General features: G+C 52.8%; 14 protein-coding genes and 1 other annotated feature. Of the genes, 3 read left to right on the top strand and 11 right to left on the bottom strand.

The window, feature by feature from the left end:
• Positions 1-8: 8 nt before the first annotated feature.
• From C6362_RS08270 to C6362_RS08250, 5 genes are all read right to left on the bottom strand, one after another.
• Positions 9-2,201, bottom strand: a complete 2,193-nt coding sequence (locus tag C6362_RS08270; protein WP_014017116.1) for a DUF3656 domain-containing U32 family peptidase — start codon at positions 2,199-2,201, stop codon at positions 9-11.
• Between the two features lie 187 nt (positions 2,202-2,388).
• A complete protein-coding gene (locus tag C6362_RS08265; RefSeq protein ID WP_014017117.1) occupies positions 2,389-3,486 on the bottom strand; it encodes an iron-containing alcohol dehydrogenase family protein in 1,098 nt (365 codons plus the stop codon).
• 249 nt (positions 3,487-3,735) lie between these two features.
• Positions 3,736-4,128: a 30S ribosomal protein S9 gene (rpsI, locus tag C6362_RS08260; protein ID WP_014017119.1), complete on the bottom strand. Its 393-nt coding sequence runs from the start codon at positions 4,126-4,128 to the stop codon at positions 3,736-3,738.
• Positions 4,129-4,150: 22 nt separating this feature from the next.
• Positions 4,151-4,591 carry a 50S ribosomal protein L13 gene (gene rplM, locus C6362_RS08255; protein WP_014017120.1) on the bottom strand — a complete coding sequence of 147 codons (441 nt, stop codon included), beginning with the start codon at positions 4,589-4,591 and terminating at the stop codon, positions 4,151-4,153.
• A gap of 154 nt (positions 4,592-4,745) precedes the next feature.
• Positions 4,746-5,630 (bottom strand): LysR family transcriptional regulator, encoded by an 885-nt coding sequence (locus C6362_RS08250; RefSeq protein ID WP_041647629.1) that lies wholly within the window; start codon positions 5,628-5,630, stop codon positions 4,746-4,748.
• Positions 5,631-5,747: 117 nt separating this feature from the next.
• Here C6362_RS08250 and C6362_RS08245 point away from each other — a divergent pair, with 117 nt between their 5' ends.
• Complete coding sequence (locus C6362_RS08245) at positions 5,748-6,797, top strand: threonine aldolase family protein (protein WP_014017122.1); 1,050 nt, start codon at positions 5,748-5,750, stop codon at positions 6,795-6,797.
• A gap of 293 nt (positions 6,798-7,090) precedes the next feature.
• Here C6362_RS08245 and C6362_RS08240 read toward each other — a convergent pair whose 3' ends face one another.
• Positions 7,091-7,906, bottom strand: a complete 816-nt coding sequence (locus C6362_RS08240) for a CRISPR-associated endonuclease Cas3'' (protein ID WP_041647335.1) — start codon at positions 7,904-7,906, stop codon at positions 7,091-7,093.
• Between the two features lie 261 nt (positions 7,907-8,167).
• Positions 8,168-8,412: a binding site (T-box leader), on the top strand.
• Between the two features lie 84 nt (positions 8,413-8,496).
• Between C6362_RS08240 and C6362_RS08235 the strand changes: the two genes are divergently transcribed.
• Positions 8,497-9,783 carry an O-acetylhomoserine aminocarboxypropyltransferase/cysteine synthase family protein gene (locus tag C6362_RS08235; protein ID WP_014017124.1) on the top strand — a complete coding sequence of 429 codons (1,287 nt, stop codon included), beginning with the start codon at positions 8,497-8,499 and terminating at the stop codon, positions 9,781-9,783.
• Positions 9,784-9,808: 25 nt separating this feature from the next.
• A complete protein-coding gene (locus tag C6362_RS08230) occupies positions 9,809-10,744 on the top strand; it encodes a homoserine O-succinyltransferase (RefSeq protein ID WP_014017125.1) in 936 nt (311 codons plus the stop codon).
• 106 nt (positions 10,745-10,850) lie between these two features.
• Here C6362_RS08230 and upp read toward each other — a convergent pair whose 3' ends face one another.
• The 5 genes from upp to prfA form a co-directional block, all read right to left on the bottom strand.
• On the bottom strand, positions 10,851-11,474 hold the full coding sequence (upp, locus tag C6362_RS08225; RefSeq protein ID WP_014017126.1) for a uracil phosphoribosyltransferase: 624 nt from the start codon (positions 11,472-11,474) through the stop codon (positions 10,851-10,853).
• A 17-nt stretch (positions 11,475-11,491) separates the two neighbouring features.
• Positions 11,492-11,929: a ribose 5-phosphate isomerase B gene (gene rpiB / locus C6362_RS08220; RefSeq protein WP_014017127.1), complete on the bottom strand. Its 438-nt coding sequence runs from the start codon at positions 11,927-11,929 to the stop codon at positions 11,492-11,494.
• A gap of 70 nt (positions 11,930-11,999) precedes the next feature.
• On the bottom strand, positions 12,000-13,052 hold the full coding sequence (locus tag C6362_RS08215; protein WP_014017128.1) for an L-threonylcarbamoyladenylate synthase: 1,053 nt from the start codon (positions 13,050-13,052) through the stop codon (positions 12,000-12,002).
• Positions 13,053-13,057: 5 nt separating this feature from the next.
• A complete protein-coding gene (prmC, locus tag C6362_RS08210) occupies positions 13,058-13,915 on the bottom strand; it encodes a peptide chain release factor N(5)-glutamine methyltransferase (protein ID WP_014017129.1) in 858 nt (285 codons plus the stop codon).
• Positions 13,908-14,996, bottom strand: coding sequence for a peptide chain release factor 1 (prfA, locus tag C6362_RS08205; protein WP_014017130.1), 1,089 nt, complete (start codon positions 14,994-14,996; stop codon positions 13,908-13,910). Before prfA ends, prmC begins: the two co-directional genes overlap by 8 nt.
• Positions 14,997-14,998 lie beyond the last annotated feature (2 nt).

Here is a 14,998-nt window from a genome sequence, read left to right as displayed (position 1 = left end):
TCCTATTATTATAAAATTCCGTGGAAGAAATGGCCCCGCGTCACCGTCTGGTCTTCCTTCCCTAAGAGCATCGTTTCCGTCCCATCGCAGAGGCGGCGGTAACGGCTGACTTGCTGGCCGATCCACTGGGGATTGCGGCCGCGGCCTTCGATGCGGATGGCGGCGATGCCAGCGCGGCGAAGGTCTTTATAATACGGCGCCATATCCAGGTCACGGCTGTTGAGGATATGGTTACGGCAATACTGGTCAGTAACGACAGGGAACGTTTCATCCCGCCGGTCCCGTAAGGCATAGGCACCGCGGGCACAGACTCCAGGGCATCCTTTCTTCTGGCCCTTGCCAGCAAAGGAAGAAATGACGCACGATTCGGTGACCATCATTTCTGCCCGCCCCTGGACGACGGCTTCGATGGGACAGCCGCTCTGGCGGACCATGTCCTTCATCTGGCGCAGCGTCGCTTCGACAGACGCCGTCACGGCAGTACAGCCCAAAGCCGTATAGACCTGGGCCGCCTGGCTGTTGAAAATATTGAGGGACCAGTCCGCCCGGACCGGCAGGGTGACGTTCAAGTCTTCCAACATCGTAAAGACGGCCATGGCCCCAACATAGATACCATCGATGCCAGCGGCAATAGCCCGTTCCAGTTCATTCTGGACAGCTGCCCGGTGTTCTTCGCGGACGATGCGCGGCGTAGCCGCCCACAGGGCAGCCCCTTGTTCATGCGCTGCCTGGACAGCGGCCTGCCAAGCCTTGGTGCCAAAGGGATGGTGATGATACGATTCGCCGCCGAAGAGGATGATATCAGCGCCATGAGCTACCGCCGCGGCGACGCCGTCGACACTGTCACAGCGGACGATGAGCTCCATGGCCTGAACAGGTTCATCCGGCAAAGTCGAAGACTGCCAATCCGGAGCCGTACCAGCTGCGGGCCGCGGGTAATCCGCCAGAATACTGTCGATCAAAGCCTGTACAGCCTGACGGCGAAGGCCGTTGAGGACGCTGGCCGGAATCATCTTCGTTTCATCCCAGACGGTCACACTGGCCAGGACAAAAGGCGTGTCGCCCAAGCGGCCGACCTGTCCCTGGACATAATCGGCCGTCGCTGGCCGTTGACGGGCCGGTTCAGGCTGGAAATCGGCCACAGTCGATGCAGTATGGCCATTTTCATCCCACAAAGTCAATCGCAAATTCCCATCTTCTGCCACATCGACGTGGCCGTAGATGGAAAGCTTTCGAGTCAAGCCGCCGACTACGTCGTCGGCCGTCTGCCGGCCCGATGGATTCCGCTCAGCCAGTGTATGGCGGCTGACGCAATTTCCGAGGAAATCGGCTTGATAACTGCGATTAAAAGCGCTTTCCAAAAGGGCTGCCGCTTCCCGATGAGCTGCCTTTCGCTGCTGCGGACTCTGGTAATGGGCATCGATGACCTTTCGGTACGCTGAAACGACAGTCCGCACATAGGTGTCGCCCTTCATGCGGCCTTCGATTTTAAAAGACGTAACACCGGCATCGAGCAATTCATCAATATAATCGAGGGACTTCAAATCTTTTAAGCTGAGGACATATGCTTCGTGTTTCATGACAGGTTCGCCATCACAGAGCAGGGTATACAGCTGGCGGCAGGGCTGGGCACAGGCGCCTCGGTTGCCGCTGCGGCCACCGAGGAAACTGCTCATCAGGCACTGGCCAGAATAAGCCATGCACGACGCACCGTGGATGAAAACTTCAATGGGAATAGACGATTGCGAACAGATGAAGCGGATTTCCTGAGCCGACAACTCACGCGACAAGACAGCCTGTGTGAATCCATTGGCTTCCAAGAAACGGACGCCGTCCAAATCGGCTACCGTCATCTGCGTACTGCCGTGAAGTGGCAGGTTGGGAGCGACTTTCCGGGCCAGGGCCGCTACGGCCAGGTCCTGGACGATGATGCCATCGACGCCGAACGAGTCGAGGCGTTGCAAATACGCAGACAAAGCCTCTAATTCCGTGTCAGCCATAAGGATGTTGACGGTGACATAGACTTTGACGCCAAATAAATGAGCCGTCCGGACAGCCTGGCCGATTTCGGCATCGTCGAGATTATGAGCAAATTTGCGGGCATTGAAGCCTTTCCCGCCAAAATAAACAGCATCGGCACCGGCGTCAATGGCGGTGAGTACATTTTCTAAAGAGCCTGCCGGGGCTAATAATTCTGCCATGAAATTCCTCCTGTGATAATAATAGTGGTTCGTGGTTCGTAGGGACTGTCACATGAATGCAATATACCATCATGGCGTTCCCCTTCTCTTTTATGTTTGAGGTTTGATGTTTGACGTTTGAGGCAATGGATTGAAATTTAACCTCCTCCACATCAAACATCAAACTTTCAACTTCAAACTCGCAACGTTAACGGTTCCCTATCAATTGCTGGTAAATATGAGTGAGCAATTCCGCCGTGACCGGATACGGCGTGCGCTGGACGCCGCCAGTGGGCAAAGTCATGGTAACGAATTTCTTGATTTCTTCGTCACTCAAGTCGACCGTATCGCCCATGAGATCCTTCATGAGGGCCGTAAAATCGTCGAGACCCGCCAGGCCCAGGATAGCCCAGACCTTTTCAGCCTTATCGGCCATCGTTTCTTCCATGAGCTTCATGTATGCCGGCAGGAGCAGGCCATTGGCCCGGCCGTGGCTGATTCCTTTATAATACGTCAGCATATAGCCCATACTGTGGACCATAGTCGTTCCCGTCTGGGCAATCGTGATGCCGGCCAGGGTCGACCCATAGAGCAGGTCTTCCCGGACGACAGGCGAAACATCGCCTGTGAGGTCCGTCAAGTGGACGCCGAGGAAACGCATAGCCTCTTCCGCCCAGACATCGCTCATGGGCGTCGATGCCGTGGACATATAGCCTTCGACAGCGTGGGACAAGGCATCAATGGCCGTATCAACCGTAACCGTTTCAGGGACGCTTTCCGTAAAAGCCGGATCCACAAAGGCATACGTCGGGAAAATGAGAGGCGTGTTGATAGACTGCTTGGTCCCGGCCTTGGGATTCGTCAAGACACTGACCTTGGTCACTTCACTGCCCGTGCCAGCCGTCGTCGGTACGGCAACAATGGGCAAAGGCTTGCCATAAGGCCCAGTGAACAGCTGTTCATCATCCAGCTCATTCGTGCAGACCAAGGCGATGGCCTTAGCCGCATCCATAGGCGAACCGCCGCCAATACCGATGACGAAATCGACACCCTTTTCCGAAGCAAAGGCAGCGGCCTTGCGAATCGTCGCCACAGACGGATTATTTTCGACCTCATCAAAAAGGAACCAGGAAATCCCCAATTCATCCAGCTTTTCCACGACAGCCGCCTGAGAACCATTGACCTTGGCCGAATGACGGCCTGTGACCAACAGCGCTTTCCGTCCCAAGTCAGCCAGCACATCGCCAGACTGGGCCACGCAGGCCTTTCCAAAAAATACCTTCGTCGGCATATAATACGTAAACATGAAGATTCCCCCTTCACAGCACAAACAGTTTAGTTTCCTATCCATTTTATCATCTTTACGGCGTCGGGGCTAGTAGTAAAAAAGGACTGCCGCTTCATGCGACAGCCCTTTTCGTGGTTCGTTTGGCGTGGTTCGTTTGCCGAAGTTTCAAATTCGAACTGAAAAAAGAGGCTGCGCATAAAGGGAATATCCTTCATGCGGCAACCTCTTCTGTTTGCATAGGTTTTTCGAAAATCTCTTGAAAAAAGATTAACGTTTCGAGAACTGGGAAGCCTTACGAGCTTTCTTGAGACCGTATTTACGGCGTTCTTTTTCACGCGGGTCGCGTGTGAGGAAACCAGCTTTTTTGAGAGCCTGACGGAAATCGCCGTCGACTTCCAAAAGGGCACGGCTGATGCCGTGACGGATTGCGCCGGCCTGGCCGGACGGGCCACCGCCTTTAACGTCAGCAATGACGTCATACTGTTCGTTTACGCCAGTAAGTACGAGCGGCTGTCTAATAACCAATTCCAGTGTCTTACGACCGAAATATTCATTCAATTCTTTTTTGTTGACTGTGATGTTACCCTGACCCGGAACCAGACGAACTCTAGCAACGGATGTCTTTCTACGGCCAGTGCCGTAGTACTGTGCTACTGCCATGAAATCTTCCTCCCGGTATTAATTAGCGAATGTTTAACTTCAAAACTTCAGGTTTCTGAGCCTGATGCGGATGTTCGGCACCTGCATAAACGTTCAGTTTACGATACATCTGTTCACCCAATTTATTTTTCGGGAGCATGCCGCGAACTGCCATTTCAACAACGCGTTCCGGACGTGCTTCGAGCATATGACCGGCCTGAGTGAATTTAGCTCCACCGGGATAACCGGAATGATGGAAATAGGTTTTCTGGATTAATTTCTTACCTGTTAATTTAACCTTTGCTGCGTTTACTACGATTACATAATCGCCTGTATCAACATGCGGGGTAAAAGTAGGTTTATGTTTTCCCCGAAGAATTTTAGCTACTTCGGCAGCAAGACGGCCTAATGTCTGGCCTTCAGCATCAACAACAAACCATTTACGTTCGATGTTGCCTGCATTAGCCATAAATGTAGTTTTCATGCTGTGTAATTCCTCCCTGAATTTAACTAACTGACCAAGCTTTTGGTGCTCTTTCTCCGGGGCTAAGTGGAGTCCAAGTGAAAAGCTTACCTATTTATTTTACAGATTTAGGCATACCTTGTCAAGCTTTTTTTCTGCTATAGAGAGGAAACTCCTATTTTTCCGTCTTGCCGTTGACAATCTGCCAGACCTGGGCAACGAACTTGCTCGCCGCCGGTGACATTTCCTGAATATCCGGGACGGCCAGGCCCAGCGAAATCGACTGAGCCGGGGCCAAAGGCCGGAGTTCGACGCGGCCAGTCCACTTCTCCGTCGTCAAGCGGTTATTGATGCTGATTCCCAGGCCTTCTTCGACCATGCAGTACGCCGTGTACGGATCGGTCGTCGTGAAACGGATATCGGGCTGCACCTGCTTAGCTGCCAGGAAACGGTCGATATCCGTATCGTGATCTGGCAGAGGGATGACGAAAGGCGCGCCGTTCAACCATTCTACGGGAATCTCCTTTTCTGCCGTCCAAGGATGATCCGGCGGCAGCCAGACGACGAGCTCATCGTCTTTCAAAGGAATCCAATCATAGGCCACATCCCCTCCGGGCTTGGCGGCCAGACAGCAGTCGACGGCCTTTTCATTAATCCACTGGGCCAGCTCCTGATTCGTCCCTTCCAACAAATGAATCTCCACCTTAGGATACTGGGTCTGGAAATGGCGCAAAATCGCCGGCAGCCACGCCGCAGCGACACTATAATAACTGCCAATATTGAGGACGCCGGCCAGGACCCCCTGGATGGCCGCCCCCAAGTCGGCGGCCTTTTGCGAAGCCCGGACGACTTCCTGAAAAACCGGCACCATCTGCAGGCCATTGGCCGACGGCCGGACGCCCTGCTTATTGCGCACGAGCAGCGGGAAGCCGATTTCCTTCTCCAGCGAGCGGATCATGCGGGTCATCCCCGACTGCGTATAGCCCAGTTCCTTGCCAGCCGCTGTCAAACTGCCATATTGAATCGCCAAGAGCAAAGCCTGGCATTTCACACTATCCATATACTCATTCACCCATTTCGTCATGACATACATGCTAAATCACCGTTTGTGTCATTATCCTATTGTAGCTTATAATGAGGTCATCCGTAAAGGACTCGACAAAAAGGAGGACCCATTATGACTACTTTATTACCATTCGCCTCAGACTATATGGAAGGCACATATCCGGCTATCTTAGAAAAATTGACAGCCATGAATTTTACAGCCCAAAGCGGGTACGGCACCGATAAAATCAGTACCAGCGCCAAGGACAAAATACGACAAGCCTGCCACTGCCCCGACGGAGAAATCTATTTTCTCAACGGTGGTACCCAGACCAATGCCATCGTCATCGATGCCCTGTTACACCGCTACGAAGGTGTTCTCGCCGCCACGACGGGACATGTCAGCATCCATGAAGCCGGTGCCATCGAATACACGGGGCACAAAGTCATTCAGCTGCCGCAGACACAAGGAAAATTGCTAGCCTCCACAGTCCGACAGTTCATGGAAACCTTTAGGGCTGATGCTAACAACGAACACATGGTACAACCCGGCATGGTCTATATTTCCCATCCGACAGAATATGGCACGCTGTACACAAAACAAGAATTGTTGGCTTTAGCCGAAACCTGTCGCCAATACGACCTGCCGCTCTACGTGGACGGAGCCCGCCTGGCCTATGCCCTAGCGGCCCCGGAAAACGATATCACCCTGGCCGATTTAGCCGCATCCTGTACAGTCTTCTATATTGGCGGAACAAAATGTGGTGCCCTCATCGGAGAAGCTGTCGTCATCCCTCAAAAGGGACGGATTCCTCACTTCTTTACAACCATCAAACAACACGGCGCCTTGCTGGCTAAGGGCTGGCTGTTGGGTACACAATTCGATGTCTTGTTCAGCGACGGCCTCTACGAACGAATCGGGCGTCCAGCCATTGAAAGCGCCAATGTCATCCGCCAGGCTTTGAAAGCAGCCGGATATACTTTCTATATCCCCACCGTGACCAATCAAATTTTCGTCATCATGGACAACCAAAAAATCGAGGCGTTAAGCCATACCGTCGCCTTCAGCCGCTGGGAACCCTACGATGCCGACCATACCATTATCCGCCTGGCCACTAGCTGGGCTACGACAAAAAAAGACACAGACAGCCTCATCGCCTGCCTGCAGCCGCATGACTTGTAATATTCGGACGGCTTCCACTTTGCTCTTTCAAAAATAATTCCGTATTTCTCTACGCGGCAAAAACAGACTGTCGCATTAAGCAAACAACTGCATAATGCGGCAGCTTCTGTGAATTGTTGCCCCGCTCGTGCGGGAAAGACCAGCACGTACACAATGTCGCATCTGGATAGTCAGGATCACCCCCGCTCGTGCGGGAAAGACGCTTTAGTGTTGAAGATGGAGAATATACCCAATTTAGAGCTTATGATATATCAAATGAAAAAGAACCAATCATTGGCAGTACCTCCACGGATTCACACTCTAATGAGGTGACGCCTCCGTGGCCAGTACCAACAATTGGCTCTAATATAAGTATACGTGACTTCCTGCAAAATGTAAACGATAACCTGGGTAAACCCTATATCAATTCCGATGGCACTCCCAATTATGGTATCTATTTTGGAGATAACAAAACTGGCGGTGTCATGTACATCGGGGATCACCCCCGCTCGTGCGGGAAAGACACTTATCGGAAAATTTTCCAAGCTCCCCTCTAGGAGTTTCTTCTGCATTGCTAACCACAATCTTTGACAAGGGCCTTTTGTTTCATCCTGAAAGCAATACCGAGGATAACGTTTCATCTTAGTTACGATCTCTTCTTTATCTACAGGCTTACCGTGATGTGCCCCTATGACAGAAGCGATATCTTGTTGCACACCGAAATATTGCAACAGATATTCGCCCGTCACAGTATGATGTGAACGTTTTCTTGCAGCCATGTCCAAGTTCAATGACGAAATGCCTGTGAGTCCGGCCTGTTCCAAGCGATTCAGAAGTGCTATATCCAAATCTGGTGAATTTTGATACCCCTTCTGTGTCTGAAAGGCAGGGGTACATTTGCCAAAATCATGAATTCCTGCCAAAAAACATGCCAAACGACGAGCTATATCCATTGCCACCTCTCCGGTATCCGACAATGTACGACTAATGATTTCCCTTTGTCCCTCACTCACCCAATGATGCCACAAGAACTTCATGACCCCCATAGTATCTTTCAAATGCAGTGTGAGAGGCAACCAAAAAAACTGACCACTTTGTTCCTTTTTTTCGCCCAAAGAAAGGATAAACATTTTTCAGTCTGATTCATGCTGCGTTTCCTATCTATAATCAAATTCCGTTAACTCATAATTAGAGTATAACATTGTCAATTTGTTTTTTCAAACTCCAAAAAAGAGACTGTGCATGAAAGCATAGGCTTATTATACGCAGTTCCATCATCCGTTATGTTTCGCTGAATGATATAACGTTTAACGTATTTTTTTCTATACTTTTTTGCGAAAATCATTTGACAAAGTGCATTTTTGATGGTAGACTTACGTCAACAACTTGATAGTGTTGCAATGAAGAGAAGAGTACACGATAGGAATTGGCACAGAGAGTTCCCATTTGGTGAAAGGGAATGCAAGGGTCATCGTGGAAGATGGACTCCGAGCAGATTGGTCGAACAGTTAGGCCATCCGGGCGTGCCCGTTACAGCACTATGGTATTGAAGGCTCATCTGCCTGCGTACCTGAAGAGGCTCATCTTGTGAAGGATGGGTGAAATTGGGTGGTATCACGGTGCTTCCGTCCCTTACTTGGGACGGAAGCTTTTTTTGTTACAAGGCTTTCAAGTTTATATTACATTATATATATTTTACAATATTAGGGGGAAATGTATTATGAGCGAAAACACTAACTACAAATTTGAAACATTACAGCAGCATGCAGGTCAGGTACCGGATCCGGCAACGGGTGCCCGCGCCGTTCCTATTTATCAGACGACATCTTATGTTTTCAAAGATACCCAGCAGGCTGAAGACCGCTTTGCTTTGAAAGACGCTGGCTACATCTACAGCCGTTTGACCAACCCGACGCAAGACGTCTTGGAAAAACGTATTGCAGCCCTGGAAGGCGGCACAGCTGGCTTGGCTACGGCCAGCGGCGCATCGGCCATTGCGTACTCCATTATCAACCTTGCCGGTGCCGGTGACGAAATCATCGCTGCTCCGACGCTGTACGGCGGCACAGTCGAACTGTTCAGTGAAACATTCAAACACCTCGGCATTACGACGCACTTCGCCGATCCCGATGACCCGCAGTCCTTTGCCAAATACATCAACGACAAGACGAAAGCCATTTACCTGGAAAGCCTCGGCAACCCGGCTATCAACATTCCGGACTTCGAAGCCATCGCTGAAATCGCCCACAAGAACGGCCTTCCGGTCATCGTTGACAACACCTTCGCTACGCCGTTTCTCTTCCGTCCGCTCGAACACGGTGCTGACATCGTCGTCCATTCGGCTACGAAATTCATCGGCGGCCACGGCACGACCCTGGGCGGCCTCATCGTTGAAAACGGCAAATTCGACTGGGCTGGTTCCGGCCGCTTCAAAGAATTTGCTTCGCCTGACGAATCCTACAACGGCGTTAACTTCGCCAAGGATATCCCCGGTGCTGGCTTCGTAACTCGTATCCGCGCCAAAGCCCTCCGCGACCTCGGTGCTTGCATCAGCCCGTTCAATGCATGGCTCCTCATCCAGGGCCTCGAATCCTTGTCCCTTCGCATCGAACGCCACGTCGCTAACGCTCAGAAGATTGCAGACTTCCTTGAAAATCATCCGAAAGTCGCTAAGGTCAACTATCCGTCCCTTCCGTCTTCGCCGTACTACAAACTGGCTCAGAAATACTTCCCCAAGGGAACCGGTTCGATTTTCTCCTTTGAATTGAAAGACGGCTATGCAGCTGCCCGTAAATTCATTGACAATGCGGACATCTTCTCCGACCTGGCTAACGTCGGCGACTCCAAGTCCCTCCTCGTTCATCCGGCTTCGACGACACATCAGCAGCTTTCGGAAGAAGCACAGCGCGCCTGCGGTATCACACCGGGCACGATCCGTATCTCTGTAGGCCTGGAAAACATCGAAGACCTCCTCGCTGCTGTTGAAAAAGCACTGGCAACCATCTAAGAACTAAGATAAGGAGAAATGCACTATGCCTATTAAAATTGCTGACGGTCTTTCCGCCAAGGAAAAACTTCACGAAGAAGGTATCTTCACCATCGATAAGGGAATGGCCCTCCATCAGGATATACGGCCTTTGCGTATCCTTATCCTCAACTTGATGCCTTTGAAGAAACCGACAGAGCTGCAGCTTCTCCGCCTCCTCGGTGATTCGCCGCTCCAGGTCGAAGTGGACTTCTGCCACACAGAAACTCATGAGAGCACCCACACCGATCCGTCTTATTTAGAAGAAAACTACTACGTCTTCGATGAAATCAAGGATAATTACTATGACGGTTTCATCATTACCGGCGCCCCAGTCGAACAGATTCCTTTCGAGTCTGTCGACTACTGGCCGGAAATGAAGACATACTTTGAATGGGCCAAGACACATGCCTTCTCGACGCTCCACTTCTGCTGGGGCGCCCAGGCAGCCCTGTATTACTACTATGGCATCGAAAAGCGGCTCCTGCCGGCCAAGCTCTTCGGTATCTTTGAATACCAGCTGACCCAGAAGCACCACCCCCTCTTGCGGGGCTTCGATGACCGTTACTTCATCCCCCAGTCGCGGCATACGGCGATTAACGACATCCAAGTCTATAATACGCCGCAGCTCGACATCCTCTCACGGTCCGTCGAAAACGGTATCAACATCATCGGTACGCCGGATCACCGCCGTTTCTTCGTCCTCGGTCACTTCGAGTACGACCGGCGGACCCTGGAAGAGGAATACCTGCGGGATAAGAAAAAGGGCCTGCCCATTGCAGTGCCCAAGAACTACTATCCGAATGACAACGATACGAAGAGGCCATATTTCACGTGGTGCAGCTACGCCCACCTGTTCTATCATAACTGGCTGAATATCGTCTATCAAGAAACACCTTATGATTTACAAGCTATCGCCAAGGTTCATCCTTGTGCGCATTAAAAAAAGCCTGCCTTGCGGCAGGCTTTTTTTGTGGGTCGTTTGGCGTGATTCGTTTGGCGAAGCCGAGCAGGCCGCCGATTATGGCGGCCTCTACGTCGATGAACGATTATTTCGTGCCGAAAATGCGGTCGCCGGCATCGCCTAAGCCGGGGACGATATAGCCTTGGTCGTTGAGTTTGTCATCGAGAGCAGCGACGTAGATGCGGACGTCGGGATGGTCGGCATTGACTTTCTGGACGCCCTGGGGAGCTGCGACGAGGCACATGAGCTTGATGTTCTTGATGCCCTTTTCTTTCAGCAGCGTAATGGCAGCGGAAGCACTGCCGCCCGTAGCCAGCATGGGGTCGACGATGATGAAATCGCGGTCTTCGACATCAGGCAGCTTGCAGTAATATTCGACCGGTTCCAGCGTCTGCGGGTCGCGGTAGAGACCGATATGGCCGACTTTAGCCGTCGGGATGAGGTTGAGCATGCCCTGTACCATACCCAAGCCAGCGCGCAGAACCGGGACGATGCCCAATTTCTTGCCGCTGATCTGTTTACCCATCATTTTGGCGACAGGCGTTTCGATTTCAACATCTTCTAAAGGCAGGTCCCGTGTAATTTCGTAACCCATGAGCATGGTGATTTCTTCCAAGAGGTTGCGGAAATCTTTCGAACCTGTTTCCTTTTTCCGCATGAGCGTGACTTTGTGCTGAATGAGCGGATGGTCCATTACTTGTACGTGCATGTGTGAAATCTCCTTTCCTATTTATCCATTTCTGCAATTTTGGCGACGCGGACTGCGTGGCGGCCGCCATCAAAACCAGTGGAGAGGAAGATGCGGACGATTTCTCTGGCCAGGCCCGGACCGATGACGCGGCCGCCCATGGTCAGGATGTTAGCGTCATTATGGCGGCGGCAATATTCTGCTGAGAAGCAGTCGTGGCAGAGAGCTGCCCGGATGCCGTGGACTTTGTTGGCAGCAATGCCGATGCCGATGCCCGTGCCGCAGACGAGGATGCCCCGGTCGAAGGTACCGTCAGCGACGGCTTCAGCGACTTTCTTGGCAATGTCCGGATAATCGCAGCGTTCGCCCGTCAAAGTGCCGTAATCGGTGAATTCAATGCCTTGTTCCTTCAAATATTCTTTGATGTTTTCCTTCAGGTCAAATCCGCCGTGATCGGCGCCGAGTACTAATTTCATAATCAATTCCTCCCATGTATGCTGATAAATTCAGTTTTATTATACCCCTTTCGGAGTCGTGTGAAAAGGTTTAACCGACAATGACTACGTGACCACCGGCGGCTTTCTTCATGCGGTTCATGATAGCCAGGCCCAGGCCTTCATCATCAATGCCTTCGGCCAGGATGACGTCGACTTTGTCACTGTCAAAGGACAAGAGGCCCGTATAGAGCTGATTGGCCAAGGCTTCCTTGTCGCCATGACGGCCCCAGATATACATATCCTTATGAGGGAACGAAGCTCCTACTTCTTCGCTGACCAAAAAACCGACGGTCTTGCCTTCGCCCTTGGCCTGGTCGTATAAGGCTTGCAGTTTTTCCGTTACCTTATCGACAGGGCCGACGACAACCGTCATCGGTGCCGACGGCGCATAGTGGCGATATTTCATGCCCGGCGCCTTGGGGACGCCCTTCCCCGTGACCAGTGTCGTGTCAAGCCGGACATGAGGTACGACTTCCTGCAGCATCTCGATGGTAACACCGCCGGGACGCAGGATGGTGACACCGTCATCGCCGTTACATTCGACGATGGTCGATTCGACGCCGATATGACAAGGACCGCCATCGATGACCATATCGACGCGGCCATCCATGTCGTGCATGACTTCTTCTGCCGTCGTCGGACTGGGCCGGGTCGACAAGTTGGCACTGGGACCGGCAACGGGGACACCGGCACAGCGCAGGAAAGCCCGGCAGATATCATGATCTGGGCAGCGCAGGGCCACCGTATCGAGGCCGCCAGTCGCCGCATCGGGTACGATGGGCTTTCGCGGCAAGACGATAGTCAGCGGTCCCGGCCAAAAGCGGTCCATGAGCTTCTGTGCCGTCGGCGGGATGACAGCTGCTGCCTGGCGGGCCCCTTCTTCATCGGGCACCGTCAGGATGAGCGGATTATCGCTGGGACGGCCTTTGGCGACGTAAATGCTGCGGCAGGCGTCGGCATCGAGGCCGTTGGCACCGATACCGTAAACCGTTTCCGTCGGAAAGACGACCAGGCCGCCGTCGCGGATGATACGGCCCGCTTCTTCGAGGATGGCTTTCTGTTTCTCTATATCCGTAATTTCTACAAGCTTCGTCTGTTTCATAGTATCTACCCTTTTCTGGAAAATACGAGGACCCTGTCTATGCCGCCGTAATCCTTGACGGTCTGGTCATGCTCATAGGCACCACCTGTACAGAAAATCGCTGTCACGTCGTCTGCCTGGCCGGCGCCGATTTCGACAGCGCAGTGGCCGCCAACCTTGACATAAGCCGGGCTGTCTGCGGCAATGCGGCGATAGAAGTCCAAGCCGTCGTCGCCGCCGTACAGGGCCAGCGCCGGATCGTGGCGTACTTCCGGCTGGAGCTGTTCCATATCGCCCTGCGTCAGATAAGGCGGATTGGATACCAGCCAGTCACAGGTGCCAGGCGGAACCTGTGTGAATAAATCGCTTTCAATCCAGGTCACGCGGTCGTCGAGTCCCAGGGAACGGCCATTTCCAGTAGCTATAGCCAGGGCCTTGGTCGAGATGTCGACGCCAGTCCCCGTCGCCTGCGGCAGGTAATGGAGCAGGCTGAGGACGATGGCCCCGCTGCCCGTACCGATGTCGATGATGACCGGCGCCGTCCCTTCGGCAGCGGTGACGACGGTCTCGACGAGCATTTCCGTTTCCGGCCTGGGGATGAGGACGTCTTCACTGACCTTGAAATCGAGGCCCATGAAAGCTTTGGTGCCTAGGATATGGGCCACCGATAATCGGTCGGCCCGCTTTTTGACCATTGCCCGGTAGGCTGCCAGTTCTTCGCCGTTCAGGGGTTCGTCATAATGGGCGTACAGATAGATGCGCTCTTTATGCAGGACATGGGCCAAGAGAATTTCCGCATCGAGGCGCGGCGAATCGATGCCTTTGCCGGCAAAATACTGTTGCGTCCATTGCAGCAAGGCACCGATAGTCCAAATCTTATTCATCTTCGGCTTCTTTCATCAATTCGGCCCGGCGGGCTTCAGCCAAAGCTTGGATAAATTCGTCAATATCGCCGTTGAGGATGTTATCCAGTTTGTACAACGTCAGGTTGATGCGATGGTCCGTCACGCGGCCCTGAGGGAAGTTATACGTGCGGATGCGTTCGCTGCGGTCGCCGGTACCGACCTGGCTGCGCCGTTCTTCTGTCAATTCGGCATCGGCCTTCTGCTGGGCCTGGTCAAGGAGACGGGCTTTCAAGACGCGCAAGGCTTTGGCACGGTTTTCCAGCTGGGACCGTTCGTCCTGACATTCGACGACCATCCCCGTCGGGATATGGGTCATGCGTACGGCAGAACTCGTCTTGTTGACGTGCTGGCCGCCGGCCCCGGAGGCGCGGAAATAGTCGACGCGGACGTCGTCCATATTGAGGTCGATTTCGACGTCTTCTGCTTCCGGCAGGACGGCGACGGTTGCCGTCGACGTGTGGATACGGCCGCCGGCTTCGGTGACAGGCACGCGCTGGACGCGATGAACACCTGATTCATATTTCAATTTGCCATAGACGCCGGAACCTTCGACGGAGAAGACAACTTCCTTGAAGCCGCCCAGTTCCGGTGCATTAGAACTGATGATGCTGGTCTTCCAGCCCGGCTGTTTTTCAATATATTTCATGTACATGCGGAACAAGTCACCTGCAAAGAGGGCCGCTTCGTCGCCACCGGCACCGGCGCGGATTTCCATGATGACGTTCTTGTCATCCCGCGGGTCCTTGGGCAGCATGAGGACGTGCAACTGGTCTTCCAGGTCGGCCTGTTCCTTGGTGAGGCCGTTCATTTCTTCCTTGGCCATGGCGATGAGGTCGTTGTCGCTGTCGGGATCGTCGATGATTTCCTTGTCGCCGTCGATAGTGCTGGTAATGTCTTCGTACTTGCGGAACGTTTCTACGATTGGCATCAGCGAAGCGTGTTCCTTCGTCAGTTTCTGCCATTCGTCCTGACGGGCAATGACAGACGGGTCGCTGATCTGCTGTTCCAGGTCCATGAATTTATTTTCTACGGCCTGGACTTTATCCATAAAAGAGCTCATAA

Source organism: Megasphaera elsdenii DSM 20460 (assembly GCF_003010495.1).
Lineage (GTDB): Bacteria > Bacillota > Negativicutes > Veillonellales > Megasphaeraceae > Megasphaera > Megasphaera elsdenii.
Note: the sequence above shows the minus strand (reverse complement) of the source record. Positions and strands in the feature narration are given on the sequence as shown.

Excerpts from the sequence above, each read along its gene's own strand:
- C6362_RS08245 (WP_014017122.1), top strand. The coding sequence starts at position 5,748 with ATGACTACTTTATTACCATTCGCCTCAGACTATATGGAAGGCACATAT.
- rpiB (WP_014017127.1), bottom strand. The coding sequence starts at position 11,929 with ATGAAATTAGTACTCGGCGCCGATCACGGCGGATTTGACCTGAAGGAA.
- C6362_RS08240 (WP_041647335.1), bottom strand. The coding sequence starts at position 7,906 with ATGTTTATCCTTTCTTTGGGCGAAAAAAAGGAACAAAGTGGTCAGTTT.
- C6362_RS08270 (WP_014017116.1), bottom strand. The coding sequence starts at position 2,201 with ATGGCAGAATTATTAGCCCCGGCAGGCTCTTTAGAAAATGTACTCACC.
- upp (WP_014017126.1), bottom strand. The coding sequence starts at position 11,474 with ATGCACGTACAAGTAATGGACCATCCGCTCATTCAGCACAAAGTCACG.
- C6362_RS08265 (WP_014017117.1), bottom strand. The coding sequence starts at position 3,486 with ATGTTTACGTATTATATGCCGACGAAGGTATTTTTTGGAAAGGCCTGC.
- prmC (WP_014017129.1), bottom strand. The coding sequence starts at position 13,915 with ATGAATAAGATTTGGACTATCGGTGCCTTGCTGCAATGGACGCAACAG.
- rpsI (WP_014017119.1), bottom strand. The coding sequence starts at position 4,128 with ATGGCAGTAGCACAGTACTACGGCACTGGCCGTAGAAAGACATCCGTT.
- C6362_RS08230 (WP_014017125.1), top strand. The coding sequence starts at position 9,809 with ATGCCTATTAAAATTGCTGACGGTCTTTCCGCCAAGGAAAAACTTCAC.
- C6362_RS08250 (WP_041647629.1), bottom strand. The coding sequence starts at position 5,630 with ATGGATAGTGTGAAATGCCAGGCTTTGCTCTTGGCGATTCAATATGGC.
- prfA (WP_014017130.1), bottom strand. The coding sequence starts at position 14,996 with ATGAGCTCTTTTATGGATAAAGTCCAGGCCGTAGAAAATAAATTCATG.
- C6362_RS08215 (WP_014017128.1), bottom strand. The coding sequence starts at position 13,052 with ATGAAACAGACGAAGCTTGTAGAAATTACGGATATAGAGAAACAGAAA.
- C6362_RS08235 (WP_014017124.1), top strand. The coding sequence starts at position 8,497 with ATGAGCGAAAACACTAACTACAAATTTGAAACATTACAGCAGCATGCA.
- rplM (WP_014017120.1), bottom strand. The coding sequence starts at position 4,591 with ATGAAAACTACATTTATGGCTAATGCAGGCAACATCGAACGTAAATGG.